A 24,244-nucleotide genomic window follows, 5' to 3' on the forward strand; every position below is an offset into this window, starting at 1 on the left:
TAATAAAAATTAAGCAAACATGAGTTTTAATTCACACAAAAACAGTAATGAACAAGGTTTGCCGCAGGTAACCACTTTTCAGTTTAATAATGACGCGGTAGGTCAGATAAAAGATAGTGTTAATCTTTTTACTGGAACAGCGAATATTCCTATTAACATAGCTTCTTTTCCTGGTCGAAAAGATTTAGATGTAAACATTGGTATTATGTATAATAGTAATGTGCAAAATAGTGTTAAAAACTGGAATTTACTTAATCCTACCGGAATATTAGGATTGGGATGGGATATGTCTTTTGATAAAATCTCAGTAAATAAAAATGGAAGCGGATCTACATCTTCTAATGAATATTATTTGTTAAATAATGGCTCTGGTAATCAATTGATTCAGGATGGAATTCTTCCTAATAAGCCATCAGATATATTGCTGTTTCAGTTAAGAAATTTTGAATTTTGGGATATTAGTTATGATGAAACTAATGAAAAATGGACTATAATAAAAGAAGACGGTACGGTTCATATTTATGGAGATAAAAATAGCGGACGTAATACACTACAATATGGTGTAGAATGGGGAAATTGGCAAGGAGCTACTTCAGTATTAAGTGGTCAGGAACAATATGTAAGTTCTTGGAATTTATCCGAAATCAGGAACTCTTGGGGAGAAACCATTTTATACTATTATGATAATGTCGAAGTTAGTGTTGGGGATAAAAACGGATTAAAATTTACACAAGCATCCTATATTAAAACGATTCACGATAGTTTTGATAGAACTATTTCTTTTTACTATGGAGAAAAATTTGGAGCCAATAATGTAGGGAGCCAAAATATTATTGAATATAAAGCTTTACATACGCAAAAGGATACACCGAATGCTTATCAAGATCAATTCGAAACAAGATTTCTGGATTACATAGAAGTATATAATAATATCGATATTCTTCAATTTTCGATTTTATTTGAATATGATTTTATAAACTTAGGAAACAATAGCCAAAACACTATATATCCACTGATGTGGAAACGAGTTCTAAAAAGTTTTTGGCAAGTACAACCTTCAGGAAGTTCACTTCCCGGAATCGAATTTGATTATTATGATAAAGTTCAGGACACATATCCTGGAGCATTAAAAAGTATACTATATCCACAGGGATCTAAAGCTGTTTATACGTATAAAGATCAAGCATTAAATACAGCTCGTAATGTTAAATTAGACAGTCCTATTGCAGGAGCAACACCAAGAGTATGGTTCGGATCAGATTACACGGTAGTAACTTGGTATCATAAGGCGACTAAAAAGTTAATTGCTAAAGTGCATACTTGGTCAGGCAACTGGATAGATTTCGAATTAAATAGCGATGATCCTTCTAACCATTATTTTGATAATATCGACTTTGATATTGATACGTTAGGTGTTATTACTAAAAAAGATTTTATTGGTATATATTTTACTGAGAAAACAAAAAAACAACTTCAACTATTTTTATATAGACGCAATCCAGAAAACTTTGGTGTATTTAATTTAACGAAGGGACCAGATTATTTTCCACTTAAAACAGATACATCAAAAGTTAGTATTGAATCCGGAAAAGATTTTATAATAGTATCTAGTAAAGACATTACAACCAATCCAATAACTGCTTTTCAGTGGGATTGGAAACAAAGAATTTGGAGTGTTTCTCCATTTAATCAACAAGTAGGAATTTCGATTCTTTTACCATCACCAGCGGATGTAGCAAAAGCGACCGATATAAAAATTAATGCGAGAGATAATTATTATATAGCTACATTTTATAATAGTACTACTAAGTTATTACAGTTTCAATTGTTCCATCATAATGGAAATAATGTATGGAGTAAAAGCGCTTTATACAATACTCCAAACGTTACTATCTACAAAAATCCATCAGAAGGCTTGGATTTTGCGTTTAATATTAATCTAAATAGCTCTTTTGGAGTTGCTACATATATTACCAATCAAACAAGTACAGAAGTAGATTATACACTTAGAATTTTGCAATGGGATAAAAATTTTAATTTATTAAGTTCAGGTAATCCATTACTTAATAATTATAAGTCACCAATTGTTAATGGAAAATCTCAGTTTCAATTATTTAATACATTATTGACAGATGCTCTGGTAGCGAATAATCCTTATTTAAATAGATATACGGGCGGTTTAGGAAATAGTAATAATCCAGTAAATTGGAAACAGACTTCGTTTCTTACCGCGAAAGACGATATAGTAAATTTTGCAGTTGGACAGGATATCTCTACAATGTCTAAAGAACAAGGAACAATAAATACAAATCAGTATTTCCAATTCAACCCTAATAGCGGTACTTGGGACATTGTGCAAAGTCTACCATCAACAGGAAGAAATGTTACAATAAGTAGCGATTATATGACAGCTGGTAAAGACATTTTTTATCAGGATACAGATGGGCAATGGATTAAACAAGCACAACAGCTTACTAATTTAGGAGCTACAGAAACGGTGCAAAATCGAGGGTCAGTATATATTGCTTATCAAGATAATACAGATAATAATGCCCAAACATATTTTGCTACTCCTCTAAATAGTGTACCTGGTTCTCCTATAAAATTACCGCTAACTGCTGGAGGTAGTGGTCAAAAAATAATGGTAGATCAAGAAACAGTAAAACCTGGTACTTTGTTAGCCGGAATTGATTCTTTTGTTACATTTCCTGCTGATCAAGACTTCGATACAGCCACTTCTGTTGCATTATACAAAGTCGTAGATAGAAAAGCAACAGATATTGTCCAAGTACAACCAGTATCTCATATTGAAATCTCAAGTGGTTCAGATTTAGAAGAAAAGTACTATCAATCATATGATTATGCGCGATCAGCACAATCCGTAATTACATATGATAGTCGTTCTGGTTTAGCACAATTCCCGAAAGTTACTGTATTTACAGGAACTAAAATTCCTGATGTATCATTAACTACAAATGGAATTACAATCAGTTATTTCTCTAATGGAGTAGCAACGCAAAACGAAATACCATATAGTAATTGGATTTATAATTATAACCAATTATTAAATGGCGCTCTACTTCAAAAAGTACAATATGATAAAGATGGTAATCTGGTAACTAAAGAAACTAATTATTGGAAAATCTTTAGCAATGATGTAGTTCAAAAAAGATATTTATACAGCGCTTTTTTTAGGTTAAGTAAATCGGTTACGGTTAGAGATGGTGTTAGTCAAACTTCTAGCATAACATATTATCAGGATCTAGGATTACCCATGAATAGCGTAACTACTTATTTTGATTCTAGTGGAGTAGAAAAAACAATTACAAGCGAGAAAAAATATGCTATTCAAATTCCTGAATATGAGTCAGTTATGAAAGAGAAACACTTTCTTAATGCAATAGTTCAAGAATCAGTTGCTGTAACAGGAAAAAATGACATTAAAAAATATATAAGCTCTAAGGTAGTTACCTGGAAAAATTGGTCTGATACTAATGAATGGAAATGGTCAGCGTATCAAAATTATGATTGGTTGAATAATTCACAAAATAACCCTGTTTTTGATTTTTCTCTTAAGAATAGTAATTCAGATTGGTTAAAGAAACAAGAAGTTATTACAAGAGGTATATTTGATACTGTAGATGAAATGATGAATGTAGATGGTGTAAGTTCATCCTATATTTATGATAAAAGCGGACAATTTCAAGTTGCAGAATTTATAACAGCCAGTAGAAAAGGAGAGGAAGCTTCTTTTTATAGTTTCGAAACATATGAAGAATCAAATGGATGGGAAATTAATGCAAATGCATCTATAATTCCAAATAGTATTGATAAAACTATTGATGCCAGAATAGGTGTCTCATCCCTAAAAATAGCTAAAGGAACGGGAATTCAACGACAATTTAGTCCTACCAATCAAGAACAGGATTATGTGTTTTCTAGCTATATAAAATTACCAGACACTTTCGATAAAAATAAAGGAGAAGCTAATTGGATCATAACCTTTAGTAATAACGGTACTGCTGTAGGGAAAAATATAATCTTACCCTTTGGAGAAACTGTAGGATCCTGGCAATATGTTTATTGCATATTAAATTTGAAAGACTATAATCTAGCTGGAACTTCTAAATTAATAACGATAACGCTAAAAGCACAAAATGATAATTCAGATACTGCAGTACTAATAGATTGCTTGCGGTTTTCGCCATTGCAAAGTCTTTTTTCTGCTGTTTCAGTGGATACAAAAATTAACCTTATAAGTGAAAGTTTAGGTTCTAACGGAGAGGTAAGAAGTAAGTTTTTTGATAACTATCAAAGAGTCATGGCTACAACTAGTTTTTCTGATGAAACAACTTCGATGGCTACAAACTATTTTTCTCGGACAGGTAATGATAATACATATGTAGCTGAAGACCCAAATAATAAGCTTAAAGTGTTATCCGCTGGCGGAGGTCCGGCACTTTGTTTTAAAAAAGGAAATCAATGGAAAGAATTTTGGACACCAAATGATAAATCTGATTGGCAAGTCGAAGATACCATACTGAAATTTACTCATTCATCATCCGAAGGGATATTAACATACAAAGAAGAAATGACCGATAATTACGGAGTAATGTTAAATCTCTCTCCGCTAGAAGCTATTAATGAGTCTTTGGGAATAAGAATTGGGAATCAATTTACGGTTCAGTGGAATCCATCTGTTGGTCAGTGGCAATTATTAGATGGAAATAATCAAGTTTTGCAACAAAACAGTAGTAATACAATTGACATAAGTACAGCTGCTACTTCAAAAAAAATAAATAATACTTCTACCTTAAGTTCGAAGCTATTAAGATCAGGTTTGCATATAAACCGTGAAATGAATGTGATTGATGGAAAAAGCAGTGGTGTATATGATAAAAAATATAATAAATATTATGCTATAGATGCATCATCTGCAGGTTTGAGTATTAATAACTTAGAGAGTCAATGGTTCTTGCTGGTTAATGAAAATAGCATTTTGTTTTTTGCCGATGGAGCTCTTATATTTAATTACGTAAGTGATTCTGTAATTTCGGGCAAGGCATCATTATTTGCAAATAATACAATTGGAATAGATTGTTTATTAACCTCATTTGATAATTTATCTACACTAACCTTTGTTAATGCAACTGGTAACGATATTCAATCACAGTTATTAGACAATACTACAATGACAATTGTGGAGAATATTTATAATAGTCAAGGATTTATAATAGCTAATACAAAACCTGCATTCGTAAAAGCAAATCAAAAAAATCCAATATTTGAATATTCCAAAGACTTCGTAACGTATAATTCGCAAACTGGAATTATGGGTGGATTGGTTTCTGATTTTTATCCTGATGATAATGGATATCCATATTTTGGATACAGTTATGAACGTTCTCCATTAAATAGAGTTATAGAAAAATCGATGCCAGGAATAGCATATAAGTTGGGTACAAATACTCAAAAATTCATGTATGGAGCTAATACAGGAGAATTAGGATTGCCTGTAGGAGAATATTTTAAAACTACAATTATTGATCAAAATGGAAATACATCTTATTCGATAGCTGATAAACGACAACAAGAAGTTCGAAAGATGGGTCAAAAAAATGACAATGAAGAGATTATTTCAGCTGTGTATTACGATGATTCAGGTAATCCAATAGCTATGCATACACCAAATGCAATGATCAAAACGAATAGTGAAAACTGGATAAATTATAGTACTTACAACTTTTTAGGACAATTAATTACTACAAATTCTAATACAAGTGGTACTACAGAAATGATTTATGATCAAGCAAATAGGTTACGATTTAGACAAGATGCAGAAGCTAAAACAGAAGGGAATTATCAATATTATAAATATGATAATTCCGGTAGAATTAAAGAAACAGGTTATATAATAGGTACCTGGAATCGTGATGATTTACAAAAGAAAGCTAATAATACCCCAGACTATCCTACCAATCTGAATACCTGGAGATTAAAGACTTTGTACGATTATAATGGTACCGATAGTCCTTTGCAAATTGGTCAGGTTGTGCAAACATTAAACAATCATTCAGACAACGGAGTTGCAGATGTAGAGGAAAATTTCTTATATGATGTATATGGAAATGTGATCTCCAGAAGTCAAAAAGTATTGGAATTTGAAGACGAGTATTTTACTACAAATTTCGAATACAATAATCTAGGAGGAATACTTCGAATTGATTATCCAGTACAGAAAAATAAAACGGCTTATAGCGTTTACTACACATATAATAGTATTGGACAAATAGAAGGAATAAGTAATTCTTCAATGTCCAAAAATGAGATCGCTACCTATACATATAATCCGGCAGGGAAACCAGAACAAGAGATTTTGTATCCTAATAGTAGCAATCCTGTGACAAGAAACTATGGATATAATTCACCAGTTTGGTTAGATGCCATGCAGGATATCGGAAATAATACGGATCAAATTTTTAAAGAAACCTTAAAAACCGATGCTAGCAGTAATAATGGGCCAAAATACTTCAACGGACAATCAGCTGAAATAGCTTTCCAGTACCCAAAGAGTATAAAAGCAGGATCTACTTATACTAATTGGTATAATAGTCTTAATGCTTTAGAAAAAGTAGATGAAGTTAGTAATCATATATCTCCTAAAACAAGACTGTATGATTTTGATAACAATGGTAATTTTGATACAATAGCTATAGATGCAAATACGTATAAATTTATACCAGAGCCTGATAAAGGAGATCGTCTTCAGAAAGTAGATAACAGTGTTACTAATGAATCTTTATTCAATCTTTCTTATAATCAGAATGGATCAGTACATCTTTACACTGCATCGGGAGCAGACGGACATGCACCACAAAATCTTTCTTTTAAGTATGATGCTGGTAACAGGATGACGTCTAAGATTGAAAATTTAGATAGTTCATTAGATTATAGTTTTTATTATAATAGTTCTAATGATAGAGTACTGAAACAAGAAATATCTGGAACAACCATTGAAAAAACCACATTATATGTTAAAAGTCTGTCAGGTAATCCTTTAGTGCAAATAAGAAGACAGCAAAAGATAGAGGATAGTATGTACATTGTGTACGGTCCAATTGGGATTATATCTTTTGTTAAAAATGATAATCAATTTACTACTCTAAAGGATCATTTAGGTTCTGTAAGAGTTGTTCTAGATGATAAAGCTAGAGTAGTTGCTGCTTATGATTATGATATATATGGTAATGTAGAAGTATTAACAGAACCAGAGCAAGGCTTTTTTCCATATTTATATACAAGTCAGGAATATGATTTAGAATTAGGGATATACAATTATAAAGCACGTTTCTATTTTAGTAGAATAGGTCGCTTTGGTGTTATAGATAATTATAATCAATTTTTTAGTCCATATATCTATGCAGGCAACAGTCCTGTAGTATATATTGATCCATCAGGAAATTTTTCTATTGGAAATTTCTTTTCAGCCATTGGAGGAGCTATCATAGGAGCTTTCGAAATTTTAATAGGTGTGGCTATTGATGCCGTTGCAGGTATACTCGAAGTAGTAACTGGTGGTTTGTCCACTCCAGTAAGTATTGGTCTTGCTGCATTAGCTGGTGGTTTTATAGGATCAGGAGTTAGTGCAGTATCTTATTCTGTAGTTAGTTTGATAACCAACGAATTTAGTTGGAAAGAATATGGCGTAAATACGGCTATCGGATTTGTAGCGGGAGCAATAACTGGTGGTTTTGGTGCGGCAGGAGCTATTGCAGCAGAAGCCGCTACTGGTGTTAAGGCTGCAGCAGAAGCAGGGCAAGCTGTGAGCACATTAGCTAAAGTTGCCAATGCAGGTATAAAAGCTGGATTTGCAATTACTGGAGCTGAAATCGCAGGTGTTTCATCTACTTTAATTAATAATGGAGCTCATGGAAATAGCCTAACCACTGGCCTTGATGAGGCATTGGTTAAGGGTGTTTTAAGTTCTACTTTATCTTGGGCTATTCCAGGAATAGATTATAAAGCAGGGTGGGGAAATCTTTTTAAAAGAATCTCGGCAAGTGTTGCTAAATCTGAAGGAATTGGAGTCTCTATTCAATTAGGATCTAATGCTGTACATGGTAATAGTCTAGACACCGGATTAATGAATACCGTAATCAAAGGATTTGTAAGTGGAAGTGTAGGAGCCTTAGGAACGAAGTCATATGCTAAAGAGAAAACAAAAAGCGAAATTGATTTATTGGGTCAAGAACTCAGTAATATAAACTTCTAGAAGACGGTATTATTAGACTTTAGCATTTTGTTATCACTGTAGTAAAAAGATGGCGATGAGTATCATACTAGAAGATTTTAAAAAAGGTGAACCAACCATTTAGGTAACTGTAACTCTTAAAAACCCACAAATGAAAATAGAAAATAAATAATCCTCGTGAGCTTGCCCTGAGAATTATTTACTGATACAATCAAAAAGGGGTTTTCAGACCATAGAGATCCTAATGATAATTGGGCTTGGGAATCTTCAATACTAACTAAATATTATTCTCATAATATCTATCAGAGCAAATTAACAAAGAAAGTATTTGGCTAATCTTGTTTTGGTAGAAAACAATACAAATGTTTTTATCAATTAGAATATTAAATCGAAAAGAAAAAGTAATAACATCGTTTTTTATCAATAAATAATAAATTAAAATATATCAATTATGTCTGATTCAAAAACTTTTAATGGAGTAAGTATTTCAATCTGGGAATGTGTAAAAAAAACTAGTTTAAAAGAACACGGAACGGTTTATGCGCCTCCTGGAGCGAATAAAGGAACAGCAAAAACAAGCACAATTGTAGGTGATGTTGTTCTAGATTTTGATTTTGATCCAACCAAGGAGAGTGTTGCTTATACGATTGTAAAAAAACCTGTATTGGCACCCAAAAGCTCGATATGGAGTGGAATTCAAGATACTATAAACGGATGTTCCTGAGGTTAGAGTTAAAATTCATAAAACCATATTAGAACAAACAACAAATCAAACTATCTACCAGATGGTTTGATTTGTTCATGATATTTAAGAATAATAAATTAGAACTTCGATAATCATCATTGACTCTTAAATACTATTAACATAATTTCTGAGGACCTACTTTCCCTAAACCAAATGTCTACTTCACTCAATATCGATTGTAATTAGTACTATCTCAGTGTAGTTTTATTTCATAATTAAAAAACTATCCAATATGAAATCACTACACTACTTTATGATGTAAGAGTTTTAAAAGATAAAAAAGCTGCTTCGTTATATGGATCTAGAGCAGTTCATGGATGTATTATTATTACTACACATAAGGGAAATTACGAAATAAAAAACAAAGAATCCTATGAAGAAATTGTAGAAAATAGTTTTGAAAAAGTCCAGACATCTCCGCTATCTACATTCTCTATTGATGTGGATAAAGCATCCTATAGTAATGTGCGTAGAATGATTAACAATGGACAACAAATACCTGCAGGCGCTGTAAAGATTGAAGAAATGATCAACTATTTTGAGTATGATTATAAACAACCAAAAGGAGATCATCCTTTTGCAATCCATACAGAATATGGAAAAACTCCTTGGAATAAAGAAACTCAATTAGTCAAAATTGGTTTAAAAGGAAAGGAAATTCCGCAAGATGCGATTCCTGCTTCCAACTTAGTATTTCTGCTTGATGTATCAGGTTCTATGGATGAAGCAAATAAATTACCATTATTAAAGAGAGCTTTTAAATTATTAGTAAATCAATTAAGAGAAAAAGATAAGGTTTCTATAGTGGTTTATGCTGGAGCTGCCGGAATGGTATTAAAACCTACATCTGGTGCTTATAAAAACGAAATCAACCAAGCCTTAGATAATATTAGTGCTGGTGGATCAACAGCTGGAGGGGCTGGAATCCAACTTGCTTATAAGATTGCTCAGGAAAATTTCATAAAAAAAGGTAATAACCGTGTAATTCTTGCTACAGATGGTGACTTTAATGTTGGAATAAGTAGTGATAAGGATATGAAAACCTTGATAGAAGAAAAGCGTAAATCCGGAGTATTTCTAACTTGTTTAGGTTTCGGTATGAATAACTATAAAGATAGTAAATTAGAAATCTTAGCAGACAAAGGCAATGGAAATCACGCATACATTGATACGATGCAGGAAGCACAAAGAGTGTTAGGGAAAGAGTTTGGAGGAACATTGTATACAATAGCAAAAGATGTTAAAATTCAGGTGGAATTTAATCCAGCAAAAGTACAAGCATATCGACTTATAGGATATGAAAACAGGTTGTTGGCAGATGAAGATTTTGTGGATGATACAAAAGATGCAGGTGAATTAGGAAGTGGTCATACCGTTACTGCTTTATACCAAGTAATTCCTGTAGGTATTAGAACTGAGTATCTTAACGATATTCCAGATCTAAAATATACAAGCTCTCAAATCAATAAAACTTTTGGAGATGAATTGTTAACGGTAAAATTTAGATATAAAAAACCACAAGAAAGTAAAAGTATTGAAATGATACATGTACTAAAAACAGGCGAAAACAAAGTTTCTAAAGATTTTAGCTTTGCTGCTTCCGTGGCTTGGTTTGGAATGAAAATTAGAAAATCTAAATACATAAACAATGACCAAATAAAAGATATCGTCACTTTAGCAGAAGAAAATAGAGCAACAGATAACCAGGGATATAGAGCTGAATTTGTCAGGCTAATGAATAGTTATCAGACCTTATAATAAAGATTGGTGAGTTTAATTGGTAAAGAGACATCTGTAAAGGATTGCAGTTGTCTCTTTTTTGTGATACTTTTATTCGAACTTAACGAATCACACAAATGAAAAAATTACTTGTTCTTACACTACTTTTTATTACGAACATATCCAATGCACAAATCCTTCCAGAACGAGAGCGGGCTGATATAATTGATCAAATCCTTTCTGATAGGTTTAATAATCTATTACCTCAACTCATGGATCGTACGGATTTTGATATGTGGATTTTGATTTCCAGAGAATACAATGAAGATCCTGTTCTTAAAACTATGTTACCGGCTAAATGGCTTAATGCCAGAAGGAGAACCATCCTTGTTTTTTACAGGGATAAAGAAAAAAACACTATCGAACAATTAGCTGTGGCAAGATATAACGTAGGTAAGAATATCGATTCTGCTTGGGATAAAGAAAAACAACCGGATCAGTGGAAAGCGCTTATGGATATAATCACAAAAAGAGATCCTAAAAAAATAGGTCTTAATTATTCTACACATTTTGGTATCGTAGACGGAATTGTAAAGACAGATTATGAGGAGTTTATGAAAGAACTTCCTGAAACTTATAAATCTAGAGTAACTTCTGCTGAGAAATTGGCTATTGCTTGGGTAGAAACCAGAACAGAGCAGGAAATGGAACTATATAAAGAATTGGTTCAAACTACGCATGATATTATAGCAGAAGCATTTAGTACAAAGGTGATTAAACCAGGAACAACCACAACAGATGATGTGGTTTGGTGGTTGCGACAGAAAGTTACGGATATGGGTCTAAAGACTTGGTTTCACCCAACAGTAGATATCCAAAGGGCTGGAGAGAAATTAGAAAGTCATATCACTTCCTTTTCTAATAGACCGGATAAGAAGATTATTCGTAAAGGAGATTTAATTCATTGTGATTTTGGAATTACATATTTACGATTAAATACAGATTGCCAGCAGCACGCATATATCCTTAATAATGAAGAAATGGTTCCTCCAGAATTTTTGACCAAGGCTTTTGCTGATGGGAATCGTGTTCAAGATATTTTTACTGCGAATTTTGAAACTGGAAAAACTGGAAATCAGATTTTACTGAAATCATTAGAAGAGGGTAGAGCAGAAGGATTGAAACCATCCATATACACACATCCGTTAGGATTGTATGGACATTCTTCAGGTACAACTTTAGGTATGTGGGATTCTCAAGGAGGAGTTCCTGTAAATGGTGACTATCCTTTATATGAAAATACCGTATATGCTATAGAACTAAATACTACAGTCAATATACCAGAATGGAATAAGGATATCAGAATTATGTTGGAAGAAGCTGGTTTTTGGGGATCTAAAGGTTTTAGATATGTAAATGAAAGACAAACCGAATTAATAACAATTCCAAAGAGATAAATGAATTAAATAATATTTGAAATATAACTATTAACCTTCAATCTCTGGCTTATGTAAGCCTACTACAACCAATACTGTTGCACCGATAACCCAGTAGTAAAGAGCATCTAATCCTTCAAAAGAAAGAACAAAAGGGACTATAATAAATAGTACAGCGACTAAAAAGTCAGCAATTAAATGAAACTTGTAAGGGATTACTTTAAGTGCTCCTAGTTGATGATCTGTTAACAAAGTTAAAATAAAAGCTACTGCTCCAACAGCTACCGAAGTTTGTATTGCTAATGGATTAGATCCTCCAAGACCTAATAAAAAAGGTAAGACCATTAATGCAATTGCCACGGGATAATCTAAAAATGCGTGAATTTTTTTGGTGATAAAGCGCATAATTTTATGTTTTATAAGATTAATTAAAATTTCTTATCAAAGATGATTATGTTTTAATGCTTTAAGATTGTCCGTTTTTCCTTGAATGATGTCTATTATTCCTTTTAATGTGCTAATATTAAGCAAGGAGAGTATCTTAAAGCTTCTGTTGATACAATAAACATTGATTTAAATTCTTCAAGAAATTGTAGGAGTAGAGATAATTGCAAAAACCAAAATATTTTCTTTTGAGAATTGTGTTTAGGTATTCGAATTATATTAGGAGAAGTAGGTTTGTGAGGATCTAAAGGTTTTAGATATGTAAATAAAAACAAACCGAATTAACAACAATTCCGAAGAGATAGTAGATAAAAAAAGCATCCGTAAAAACTTATTTACGGATGCTTTTGTAAGATTTTAAGATTTGTGTCTATAGATCAATCTCCTCAGTTGTACCATCTGGATATGTTACCGTTGCTTTATTATCGCAAGTACCGTCTCCATAATTAATGGAAGCAGTTAGTCCATTCTTAGTCATTACTAAAGTTCCAGTAGTAATATACTCACAGCTAAAAGTTCCTTCTAGAATAGGATCGGTAGTTAATGCATATGTATCAGCATCAACAGTTACGGTCCAGTTTCCACCAAGTGTATATGCTGCATCAGCAGTACCAAGACCTGTTATTGTATAGGTCTTAGTTCCTTGTTCTGAAGCCGTTGTCCCATCCGCAAAAGTTATCGATAAATCCGAAGTCACAGTATATACAAAACTTCCTCCGTTAGTATCTAAAGAATACGATGTAGTTTTACTACCGTTAATTGAATTTCCAGCATACGTTAAATTATCAAAAGTAATAGATGTAGAAACAGCATTATTTTCGATAACTATGTTTACATTAATTGAACCGCTTATTGTTTCACCATCTTCATTAGTACACTCGGTAAAAGTAAGAGTGTATCCATTCTCGGTAACGCTAAAATCTGCACAATCTGGTCTGTTAAATCTTGAAGAAATTTCAGCATTGGATCTGTTCATAGATATGTTATCTAATGTCAAATCGTCAATAAAATTAGAAATCTCTTCTACTTCTAAACTCTTCATTACATCTTCCTGAGTAATTTCAGAAGAAGCATTGGTATTACTATCATCGTCGCTACAACTCACTACGAGTAGTGAAGCCATTATAGCGATACCTAATACCTTAATTTTAAAAAATGGTTTGTTCATTATTTTTGCTTTTAAGTCCTACTTAAAAACTAGATTTATTACTTTTTATTTTATGTATAGCTCAATTTTTGATACTAATTTTTAAAATAAGAATGTAGTAGATGAGCCATCAAAACAAAAAACAAAAGGCACTCCTTTCGATCTAACAAGAAAATACTATGATCTTTTGTTTCTTTAAAAAGTAACTATAAATAGAATCCTATATTCTATCAAATACTGTTTTCACTCTATAATTCTACACCTGAATCACTCCAAGATTAAAAGGCTTTTCGATAGGAGCGTGGTCCGCAGCTTCGATACCCATAGAAACCCACTTTCTGGTGTCTAACGGGTCAATAATACCATCAGTCCAGATCCTTGCTGCCGCATAATAAGGAGATATTTGCTTATCGTATCGGGCTTTTACCTTATCGAATAAAGCTTTTTCATCCTCTTCAGAAAGTTTTTCTCCTTTCTTTTTTAAAGAAGCTGTTTCGATTTGCGTCAATACTTTAGCTGCTTGTGCACCTCCCATCACTGCTAATTCAGCACTTGGCCAAGCACAAATCAATCTTGGATCATAAGCTTTACCACACATCGCATAATTACCGGCACCATAAGAATTACCAATAACAATAGTAAATTTTGGTACCACACTGTTACTAACAGCATTTACCATTTTTGCACCATCTTTTATAATACCTCCATGTTCACTTTTGCTACCTACCATAAATCCAGTAACATCTTGTAGAAAAACTAAAGGAATCTTCTTTTGATTACAATTAGCTATAAACCTAGTAGCTTTATCTGCAGAATCAGAATAGATGACACCACCAAATTGCATTTCGCCTTTTTTCGTTTTTACAAGCTTTCGTTGATTAGCCACAATACCAACAGCCCAGCCATCGATTCGAGCATATCCAGTAATTATTGTCTGACCATAGCCAGATTTGTATTCTTCAAAATCAGAATCATCAACTAATCGATGGATGATTTCCATCATATCATATTGTTCGTTTCTTGCTTTTGGCAAAATTCCGTAGATATCTTTTGGATCTTTTTTAGGTTTAGAAGGTTTAGCTCTATTGTATCCTGCTTTGTCAAAGTCTCCAATTTTAGAAACTATATTTTTTATGGTATCCAGTGCAGCTTTATCATCTTTAGATTTATAATCGGTTACACCAGAAACTTCGCAATGCGTAGTTGCTCCACCTAAGGTCTCATTATCAATACTTTCACCGATAGCAGCTTTTACAAGATAACTACCAGCCAGAAAGATACTTCCCGTTTTATCTACAATTAATGCTTCATCACTCATGATTGGTAAATAGGCTCCTCCTGCTACACAACTTCCCATAACTGCAGAGATTTGAGTAATTCCCATGCTACTCATAACTGCATTATTTCTAAAAATTCTCCCGAAATGTTCTTTATCAGGAAAAATCTCATCCTGCATAGGAAGATAAACACCAGCACTATCTACAAGATAAATTATAGGTAGTTTATTCTCGATTGATATTTCCTGAGCTCTAAGATTTTTTTTACCCGTAATAGGAAACCAAGCTCCTGCTTTTACAGTAGCGTCATTAGCAACTACAATACATTGCTTACCACTAATATGACCAATCTTTATAACAACTCCACCGCTAGGACATCCACCATGCTCTTCGTACATATCGTCTCCTGCAAAAGCAGCAATTTCTATAGCCTTAGAGTCATCATCTAATAAATATTCGATTCTTTCTCGAGCAGTCATTTTACCTTTAGCGTGTAGTTTTTCTATACGTTTTTCTCCACCACCAAGTTTTACTTTTCCTAGTTTCTGGTGTAATGAAGAGACCAAAAGTTTATTGTGATCTTCGTTCTTATTGAAGTTTATATCCATTTGTGTGTATTGTTTGCACGAAAATACAAAAATCAAGGAATTTTCGAATGATTAAAACCAAAGCATACACCCGTTAATTTAATCAAAAATATTGTTGTTTTTTTTTAGTATTGTTTAATTGTTAATTATTGATTTACAATTTGTTAAATGTTGTTTTTTGGGGAAAATTTAACTATTTTAATTAGTTTTATGTTTATTTTAAGAAAATTAATTATCAGAACTAATTAAAAATATGTCCAATTATGAAACTATTTAGAACAAATTCTATCGCATTCTATTTTCTTTTTTCTTTTTTTCTTACTGCTTGTAGCGTAGAAGAAGATTTTGTTGACCAAGCTTCAGAGACGATTCCGTTAGAAATTACTGGAGAATTAAAGGTGTTGACAAATTATTATGATAATGAGGGACCTCATGATCATTTCTTTAACCAAAAAAGGATTGATGGTTTTACTGAAACTTATGAATCAGGTTCTAAAGGAAGTTATGCAGGAGGTACCGTTACGCTTACAGATTCTGGAGATTGGTATTTAAGTGATGCTTTGATAGGAAGTTTATCTAATGATCGTAAATATGGTTCTAAATCTGTTAGAATCCGGAATACTGGTTATGCAATCATGTCTTTTAGTATGGATAATGGGGCAGAAACTGTAAGAATACGCCATGCTAAATATGGCAATAATGGGAATTCTACTTGGCGATTAATCGCATCGTATGATAACGGAGTTTCTTGGTATTATGTTGGATCTGAAATTACTACAAGTTCCACTACATTAAATACGGTAAGCTTTAATGTAAACGAAACGGGGAATGTTCGTTATGGAATACAAAAAACTTCTGGAGGTTCTAATAGAATTAATATTGATAATGTGGAAATTACTATTCCATCGTCTGGCGGCGGAGTTGCAGGAAAAGATAGTAATATTACATTTGGTAATCCATCCGATGCGGGATCAAACTCTGATAATTATTATTTATCAAAACCAGATTTTATTCTTTCATATAATAACGCCAAAGGAACTGCTAATTGGGTAAGCTGGCATTTAAGTAGTGCATGGACAGGAAATACACCAAGATGTAATTGCTTTAAACGAGATACTTCTCTTCCAAGTAGTTTTTTTAGAGCCACATCTAGCGATTATACAAATTCAGGGTTCGATAGAGGTCATTTATGTCCATCTGCAGATCGTAATGGGTCAGAAGATTCTAATGAAAATACATATTATATGACTAACATTGCTCCACAAGCACCAGATAATAACCAAAGGAGTTGGGCAAATTTTGAAAACTACCTTAGGTCATTAACTTTAGAGGGTAATGAAGTCCATATAATTACAGGAGTAGTAGGAAGTGGCGGTACTGGGAGAAACGGATTTGCTTCAACTATAGATGGAGGTAATATTACCGTGCCAGATTCATTTTGGAAAGTTGCTTTGATCTTGCCTAATGGGACTAATGATATTAACAGAGTAACCACTTCTACCAGAGTTATTGCTATTAATGTTCCTAATGATCAAGGGATAAGTACAGATTGGACTCAGTTTAGAACATCTGTTGATTCTATTGAAAGTTTAACTGGGTATGATCTTTTGGAAAACATAACAAATTCTATTGAATCTGTTTTAGAATCTGTAATAGACAATGGACCTTTTAATTAAAAAAATGATTTAATTGTATAAAAACGGGGACTTAATATTTCAGTTCCTGTTTTTTTATGAAATCTATTAGATAACCATTTGTCTAACAATAGATAAGAAGATAAAGTAGTCGAAGATCTCTCTAAAAAGCTGTTTTTTGACGATAAAATACCGATATTTGTACGCTGTTTTTGATTTAATATCAAAAACATTTAACTAAATAACTTGCTATGGGAATGAATAAAAATACGGTATTAGCGTGGGCTACTTTTATAATGATTCTAGCTGGACTAGGGTTGATAGCCTTAGGAGCATTTAGATATAGAGATGTTTCAGGGTGGGGATTTGCAGCTGTTGGAGTAGGTTTTTTCGCTAATGCATGGGTATTTAATGCTTTAAAAGGCAGATTATAATTATCCAAACTTATTTGGATTACTAACGATATTATTAAAAAAAATTATAGGGGCTTATGTCAGACGATAAAAAAATCATCTTTTCTATGTCTGGGGTTACAAAGACGTATAAAAGCGCGAATACTCCAGTTCTAAAAAACATATATTTAAGTTTTTTCTACGGTGCAAAAATTGGAATTCTAGGTCTTAATGGATCTGGTAAATCTACATTACTTAAGATAATAGCTGGTATTGACAAGAATTATCAGGGAGACGTGTTGTTTTCTCAAGATTATTCTGTTGGATATTTAGAACAAGAACCACAATTAGATCCGGAAAAAACAGTTCTGGAAGTCGTAAAAGAAGGTGCTGCAGAGATGGTTTCTATTCTAGACGAGTATAATAAGATTAATGATATGTTCGGTTTAGAAGAAGTATATAGTGACGCTGATAAAATGCAGAAGCTTATGGATCGACAAGCTGTGTTACAGGATCAGATAGATGCTGGTAATGGTTGGGAACTAGATACTAAGCTAGAAATTGCCATGGATGCACTAAGGACTCCAGACCAGGATAAAAAAATAGGAGTATTATCAGGAGGAGAAAGAAGAAGAGTGGCGCTGTGTCGTCTTCTGCTTCAGGAACCAGATGTTCTTTTATTAGATGAACCTACAAACCACTTGGATGCAGAATCAGTACATTGGCTAGAACACCATTTGGCACAATATAAAGGAACTGTTATTGCAGTAACGCACGATAGATATTTCTTAGATAACGTTGCTGGTTGGATTTTAGAATTGGATAGGGGAGAAGGAATCCCTTGGAAAGGAAATTATTCTTCCTGGTTGGATCAAAAATCAAAACGTTTAGCACAGGAAAGTAAATCTGCCTCAAAACGTCAGAAAACTTTAGAACGAGAGCTAGAATGGGTACGTCAAGGTGCAAAAGGAAGACAAACCAAACAAAAAGCTCGTTTAAAGAATTATGATAAATTAATGAGTCAAGATCAAAAACAACTTGACGAAAAATTAGAGATATATATTCCTAACGGGCCGCGTTTGGGAACGAACGTATTAGAAGCTTCTGGAATAAGTAAAGCCTATGGAGATAAATTGCTATATGAAGATCTTAATTTCAAGCTTCCTCAAGCAGGTATTGTTGGGATTATAGGTCCTAATGGAGCTGGGAAAACTACTATTTTTAAAATGATTATGGGAGAAGAAACTCCTGATAAAGGAAGTTTTTCTGTAGGTGAAACTGCAAAGATTGCATATGTCGATCAAGCGCATTCTAATATTGATCCTGATAAATCAATTTGGCAAAATTTTAGTGATGAACAGGATTTAGTAATGATGGGAGGTAAGGAAGTAAATTCTCGTGCATATCTGAGTCGTTTTAATTTTGGTGGAAGCGAACAAAATAAGAAGGTATCTACACTTTCTGGTGGAGAACGTAATAGATTACATTTGGCAATGACACTAAAAGAAGAAGGTAATGTATTACTTTTAGATGAGCCAACTAATGATCTTGATGTCAATACATTAAGAGCATTAGAGGAAGGGTTAGAGAACTTTGCAGGTTGCGCAGTTGTGATTTCTCACGACCGTTGGTTTCTAGATCGTATTTGTACTCATATATTAGCTTTCGAAGGAGATTCTCAGGTATATTTCTTCGAAGGAAGTTTCTCAGATTACGAGGAGAATAAGAAGAAACGTTTAGGAGGAGATTTAATGCCTAAACGTATTAAATACAAGAAACTAGTTAGGTAGAAGAGGTAATGCCTTGATCTCTAAATATTCCTCTAAATACTTAAATATGCCACTAAAGAATATTAAGGCAATAGCTTTCGATGCGGATGATACCTTATGGGTGAATGAGACTTTTTTTAGGAAAGCTGAAGAGGAGTTTTGCGAACTTGTGTCTGATCATCTTCCAAAGGAACAAGCTAATAAACTTCTTTTCGAAGTAGAAATGCAAAACCTTAAGCTGTATGGCTATGGTATTAAACCTTTTACGCTTTCTTTAATAGAGGCAGCTATTAAGATTACTAATGGAAATATGAACATCCAATTAGTAGAGAATCTTATAGAAAAAGGAAAGCAGATGCTTCAAGAACCTGTAGAATTGTTGGATGGTATCGAAGAGACACTTCAATATTTATCTAAAAAATACCGTTTAGTAGTGGCAACCAAAGGTGATTTATTAGATCAGGAACGTAAGTTGATTAAATCCGGATTATCAACCTATTTTCATCATATAGAAATTGTTTCTAATAAAACAGAAAAGCAATATCAGAAATTAGTACATCATTTGGATATCAGCGAAACCGAATTTTTAATGGTTGGTAATTCTTTGAAGTCAGATATTATTCCAGTTTTGAATATTGGAGCTCACGCTTTTCATATTCCGTTTCATACTACTTGGGAGCACGAAGTACACAATGGAACGATTGATTACCCTAATTTTAGAAGTTTAACTAATTCAAAGGAACTATTGCAATATCTATAATGAATAAATCGGCTTTGGATCTAACTACATGGAACAGAAGAGAACATTATGAGTTCTTTAGTGGTTTTGATGAGCCATTTTTTGGTATCGTATCAACAGTAGATTTTACTATTGGATATCAAAAAATTAAAGACAATGGGTATCCATATTTTCTTTATTATTTGCATAAAGCACTAAAAGCAGCTAATCACGTAACACCTTTTCGATATAGAATCGAAGAAGACAAAGTCTATGTGTATGAAAGTATTCACGCTTCTGCAACTATTGGAAGAGAGGATCATACTTTTGGTTTTTCATTTATAATGTTTGATGAAGATTTTAAATCTTTTAGCATAAACGCCCAAAAAGAAATAGAAGCAGTTAGAAATTCCACAGGATTACGCAATAATGATAATGCAAAACGAATGGATAGTTTACATATTTCTTCTATTCCGTGGTATAATTTTTCTAGTATTTCTCACGCAAGACACTTTCAATATAGAGATAGTGTACCAAAAATTTCTTTCGGAAAATATACAAAGGAGGGTAGTAAAATCAATCTACCTATATCTATCCATGTACATCACGCACTAATGGATGGTTACCACGTGGGATTGTATTTAGAAGAGTTTCAACGATTATTAAACGAGGACGCTTAATTAAGTTAGAATTATATTGTAGATAATAATGTTTTTATGAAAAAACTAATACCTCTGGTTCTTTTAGTTTTGTTTTCATTTCTAGTACATGCTCAGGATTATACTGATATCGTAAGATTGAATATATCAAGAGTAAATCTGGAGGATGTAGAGCAGACTTTTGATACCGATATTACAAATATTAATTTTGAATTATTATATCCTAAAGTATTAAATGATAAGTTCGTTTTACTTACAGGTATAACCGCAGAAAATACACATCTAAACCTTTCTCAGTTTGCTACTGATGAGAATTTAACTATGACACGCGTAAATGCGGGGGTTAAAGTAAAGCATTCGGAAAAATGGTCGGGAACTTATGTGGTTTTACCTAAATTGGCTTCTAATTTTGAGGAGGTAGGATCCAGGGATTTTCAATTTGGCGCAATTGCTCTTTTAGATTTTCAGTATAACGAAAAGGTGAGAGCGAAATTTGGGTTATATTCTTCTTCAGAAAATTTTGGGACAATTATTACCCCACTATTAGGTGCTTTTTATAAGTCACCTAATAAGAAATTTCATATTGATGCTGTTCTGCCAATACGTATTGAGGCAAATTATATGCTAGCAAACCATTTTAGCTTAGGTTTTGATTTAAGAACTTCTGTGAAATCTTATAATTTGGTTAATGAAGATATTGATTTTTATGTTCAGGAAGAATCTGTTCGTGCAGCGTTTTATACATCTTATGGATTGCTTAATGATTCTTTATTACTAAGAGCGAAACTTGGTTTTGATACCACTGATTATGGATTGTATGTTGCTGATGATAAAGTAGGTGTTCAAGTTCTTACGTTTGCTCTTGATGGCGATGATAGAACTCGATTAAACAATGAGTTCGATAGTAGTTTATTCTTTGGGTTAGATTTTATCTATAGATTTGATATTTCAGGAAAACAATAATATCTATTGTGTTTTTGGTCGATTTAGATTATTAAATACAGTTTTAGGTTGACTATTATGAAAAGCTTCAAAGTTTCAACCTAAACTTTGAAGCTTTTATCATAAAAAAAGTAATGATTAGCGATATACATATCCTACAACACCTTCATAAGCATACCCAGCATTTACACCTTCATTATAATTAGTAGTGTATAAATGATCAGTATTAGAAGCTCCGTAAAATCTATAAAGTTTTACTCTTCCGCTTCCTCCACTATTATGAATATAAGCGGCTTTTTTAATGTTCCCATATAAAGTTCTAACGCTATAGTCTCTAAACCCTCTTCTTAATAAATTAGATTTTTCTGAATTACTAGTAGTCATAACAAAATCTCTATTTCCCGGTGCAAGGAGGAAGAATATTTGTTTGGTGCCTGATGGAGGTGCAGAGATAAAGTCATAAGTTCCCAATTTAAAGGGTCTACCTTCATAAGTGCCTATTCCTATTCCCAGATTCAATACTCTGTATGTGTGTACAGTATTTGATCCACCAGAATAATAACGACTTACCGCTAATATAGCACTTGCTTTAGCGTTAATATCTGAAGTTGTACTTACTTCTTCAGATACCGTGTTTTCAGAATTAATTTCATCTTTTTCACAAGATGTTAATGTCAATACAGCAAGTATTGCTGTGTACATAATTGATAGTTTTAATGTAGTTTTCATAATTTAAGAATGATTAATATGTTATAAGCCAAAGGTGTCGCTTATCTCATTTTCTTAAATTGTTTTGTGGTGTTTTTTGGGGAAATTGTGGACTAATGTCGTTATTTAAGTGATGTGTGTTTTAAATTATTTTTTTTAGCACAAAATCCCATGAAGTATTACCATAATTGTTTTACAGCATTACTGTTTGTAGCTCCTTTACCTCACCAATTTGCATATCACTTAGTTGTATATTTCCCACTCTAATACGCACTAATCGCAATGTAGGAAAGCCTACTGCAGATGTCATTTTTCGAACTTGTCTGAATTTACCTTCTTTTAAGGTTATTGAAACCCAACTCGTTGGGCCATGTCTTTCATCTCTTATTTTTTTCGATCTTTCTGGAAAATCAGGAATACCATTTATTTTAAATGCCTTGCATGGGTTTGTCGTGTATTTTTTACCATCAAAACCAATTTCTACTCCATTTGTTAGTTTGGATATAGCATCATTGGTAATATCGCCATCTACTTGCGCATAGTATTCTTTTTCAATACCACTACTACATATATAATTACTAGTTTTTCCATCTGTAGTTAGTAATAATAGGCCTTCGGATTTTTCATCTAATCGACCTATAGCCATAGTTCCATTAGGAAAATCAAATAGTTCACCAAGTAATTTTTTGGAATTCTGTTTTTGTCCATTATTCACAAACTGGCTTAAATACCCATAAGGTTTATAGATCATAAAATGCCTATCATCTTTCTTCTTTTCTTCTAACATTATTAAATAAACATTTATTATAAGATGTAGCCAAATGTAATAATTGTCTAACAGTATAAGAAAACTTTTATCTTCTTTAGGTTGACCTTTATGTTTTGTTTTTCACTAATTGATACTTTGATAAGGATTATTCTTTTTTAAGCTAATTAAATAAATTTCACTATGTCAATTCATATGATAGGACAGCCATATAGCCAAGATATTATTATAGGAGGATATGGTTCGGGGAGAAATAGAAACCGAGAACCTAATTATTTTGCCCCTAACTTTTTAGATCCTTGGGAACGAGATCGAGTAAGGGGTTTTTATCAAGTAATGGAGCAAGAGGATTTAATAGACATACATTATTACAGATCAAACGAGAATGTTTCGATTAATATATATGCTGTAAAACAATCCGAAGTATTGTTCGTAGAAAGAACATTAGATTTACTGCCTTCAGGACATTTAAGATGGCTAAAAGAGCGTAAGCCAGAAGGGATCATTTTTGCAAATTCTGCAGGAAGGGGGAGTTCAGAGCGATATACTGGTGGTTTGAATCCTGGATATGACGATAGGAGTACTCCGTTTTTTGATGAAAGTGAGGGTATTATAATTACATACGGATCATTGTGGAGATATCAAAATTTAGGCATTTCGCCTACATTAATTCACGAAATCGGTCATATAATGACACATGCTGGTAAAATTAGTTATCGATATTTTTCTGAAAGAGATAGAGTTACCTTATCTAACACGAGAGTTTCAAGAAATCCTGGAAGTTTAGAAGCTTTATGTAATGCCTATATGTATTTTATTTGCTATGCTAGTTCAACTCCTGCGATACGACTTTTCGGTAGTAGACCACTAATTTTGGAGCGAAGTCGTCAGACTAGAGAAGCGCTTAGGGGATGTCCAGGGTTTTCTTCGCGTATGCTTTCTTCATCAGAAATGACACGTTTCAGAGAACGTTAACTGATGATTATTTTTTAATTATAAGTTCCTTCTATTAGGATATAGATTAAATTACCTATATAATTACCTTAATTA

Annotated in this window: 15 protein-coding genes and 1 pseudogene; 11 read left to right on the forward strand and 5 right to left on the reverse strand. The window is 32.8% G+C overall.

Features of this window, described 5'->3' with window-relative positions:
* Positions 1-19: 19 nt before the first annotated feature.
* The 4 genes and pseudogenes from D1818_RS01750 (at position 20) to D1818_RS01765 (ending at position 12,172) form a co-directional block, all read left to right on the forward strand.
* Positions 20-8,272, forward strand: a complete 8,253-nt coding sequence (locus tag D1818_RS01750) for an RHS repeat-associated core domain-containing protein (RefSeq protein ID WP_118455798.1) — start codon at positions 20-22, stop codon at positions 8,270-8,272.
* Between the two features lie 430 nt (positions 8,273-8,702).
* Positions 8,703-8,975, forward strand: a complete 273-nt coding sequence (locus D1818_RS01755) for a hypothetical protein (RefSeq protein ID WP_118455800.1) — start codon at positions 8,703-8,705, stop codon at positions 8,973-8,975.
* Between the two features lie 279 nt (positions 8,976-9,254).
* A pseudogene (locus D1818_RS01760) lies at positions 9,255-10,754 on the forward strand (von Willebrand factor type A domain-containing protein); the annotation flags it as partial.
* 98 nt (positions 10,755-10,852) lie between these two features.
* Positions 10,853-12,172, forward strand: coding sequence for a M24 family metallopeptidase (locus D1818_RS01765; RefSeq protein ID WP_118455804.1), 1,320 nt, complete (start codon positions 10,853-10,855; stop codon positions 12,170-12,172).
* A 30-nt stretch (positions 12,173-12,202) separates the two neighbouring features.
* Here D1818_RS01765 and D1818_RS01770 read toward each other — a convergent pair whose 3' ends face one another.
* The 3 genes from D1818_RS01770 to D1818_RS01780 all read right to left on the reverse strand — a co-directional run bounded on the left by D1818_RS01770 (position 12,203) and on the right by D1818_RS01780 (position 15,627).
* On the reverse strand, positions 12,203-12,556 hold the full coding sequence (locus D1818_RS01770; protein ID WP_118455806.1) for a hypothetical protein: 354 nt from the start codon (positions 12,554-12,556) through the stop codon (positions 12,203-12,205).
* A gap of 409 nt (positions 12,557-12,965) precedes the next feature.
* The gene (locus tag D1818_RS01775; protein ID WP_118455808.1) at positions 12,966-13,763 is read right to left on the reverse strand and encodes a hypothetical protein; all 798 of its coding nucleotides are present in this window, start codon (positions 13,761-13,763) and stop codon (positions 12,966-12,968) included.
* A gap of 235 nt (positions 13,764-13,998) precedes the next feature.
* A complete protein-coding gene (locus tag D1818_RS01780; RefSeq protein ID WP_118455810.1) occupies positions 13,999-15,627 on the reverse strand; it encodes an acyl-CoA carboxylase subunit beta in 1,629 nt (542 codons plus the stop codon).
* Between the two features lie 242 nt (positions 15,628-15,869).
* Between D1818_RS01780 and D1818_RS01785 the strand changes: the two genes are divergently transcribed.
* From D1818_RS01785 to D1818_RS01810, 6 genes are all read left to right on the forward strand, one after another.
* Positions 15,870-17,282 carry a DNA/RNA non-specific endonuclease gene (locus D1818_RS01785; RefSeq protein ID WP_118455813.1) on the forward strand — a complete coding sequence of 471 codons (1,413 nt, stop codon included), beginning with the start codon at positions 15,870-15,872 and terminating at the stop codon, positions 17,280-17,282.
* 209 nt (positions 17,283-17,491) lie between these two features.
* On the forward strand, positions 17,492-17,674 hold the full coding sequence (locus D1818_RS01790) for a CAL67264 family membrane protein (protein ID WP_118455815.1): 183 nt from the start codon (positions 17,492-17,494) through the stop codon (positions 17,672-17,674).
* Positions 17,675-17,730: 56 nt separating this feature from the next.
* Positions 17,731-19,422, forward strand: coding sequence for an energy-dependent translational throttle protein EttA (gene ettA, locus D1818_RS01795; protein WP_118455817.1), 1,692 nt, complete (start codon positions 17,731-17,733; stop codon positions 19,420-19,422).
* A gap of 46 nt (positions 19,423-19,468) precedes the next feature.
* Positions 19,469-20,161, forward strand: coding sequence for an HAD family hydrolase (locus D1818_RS01800; protein WP_118455819.1), 693 nt, complete (start codon positions 19,469-19,471; stop codon positions 20,159-20,161).
* Positions 20,161-20,799 (forward strand): chloramphenicol acetyltransferase, encoded by a 639-nt coding sequence (locus D1818_RS01805; protein ID WP_118455821.1) that lies wholly within the window; start codon positions 20,161-20,163, stop codon positions 20,797-20,799. The genes D1818_RS01800 and D1818_RS01805 overlap by 1 nt, the downstream gene beginning before the upstream one ends.
* Before the next feature lie 36 nt (positions 20,800-20,835).
* Positions 20,836-21,741: a DUF6268 family outer membrane beta-barrel protein gene (locus D1818_RS01810; RefSeq protein WP_118455823.1), complete on the forward strand. Its 906-nt coding sequence runs from the start codon at positions 20,836-20,838 to the stop codon at positions 21,739-21,741.
* Positions 21,742-21,858: 117 nt separating this feature from the next.
* Here D1818_RS01810 and D1818_RS01815 read toward each other — a convergent pair whose 3' ends face one another.
* Positions 21,859-22,449: a hypothetical protein gene (locus D1818_RS01815; protein ID WP_120752446.1), complete on the reverse strand. Its 591-nt coding sequence runs from the start codon at positions 22,447-22,449 to the stop codon at positions 21,859-21,861.
* Between the two features lie 172 nt (positions 22,450-22,621).
* On the reverse strand, positions 22,622-23,215 hold the full coding sequence (locus tag D1818_RS01820) for a pseudouridine synthase (RefSeq protein ID WP_118455827.1): 594 nt from the start codon (positions 23,213-23,215) through the stop codon (positions 22,622-22,624).
* A gap of 162 nt (positions 23,216-23,377) precedes the next feature.
* Between D1818_RS01820 and D1818_RS01825 the strand changes: the two genes are divergently transcribed.
* Complete coding sequence (locus D1818_RS01825; RefSeq protein WP_118455829.1) at positions 23,378-24,169, forward strand: hypothetical protein; 792 nt, start codon at positions 23,378-23,380, stop codon at positions 24,167-24,169.
* The last annotated feature ends 75 nt before the right edge of the window (positions 24,170-24,244 follow it).

Source organism: Aquimarina sp. BL5, from assembly GCF_003443675.1.
In the GTDB taxonomy this organism is placed as follows: Bacteria; Bacteroidota; Bacteroidia; order Flavobacteriales; family Flavobacteriaceae; genus Aquimarina.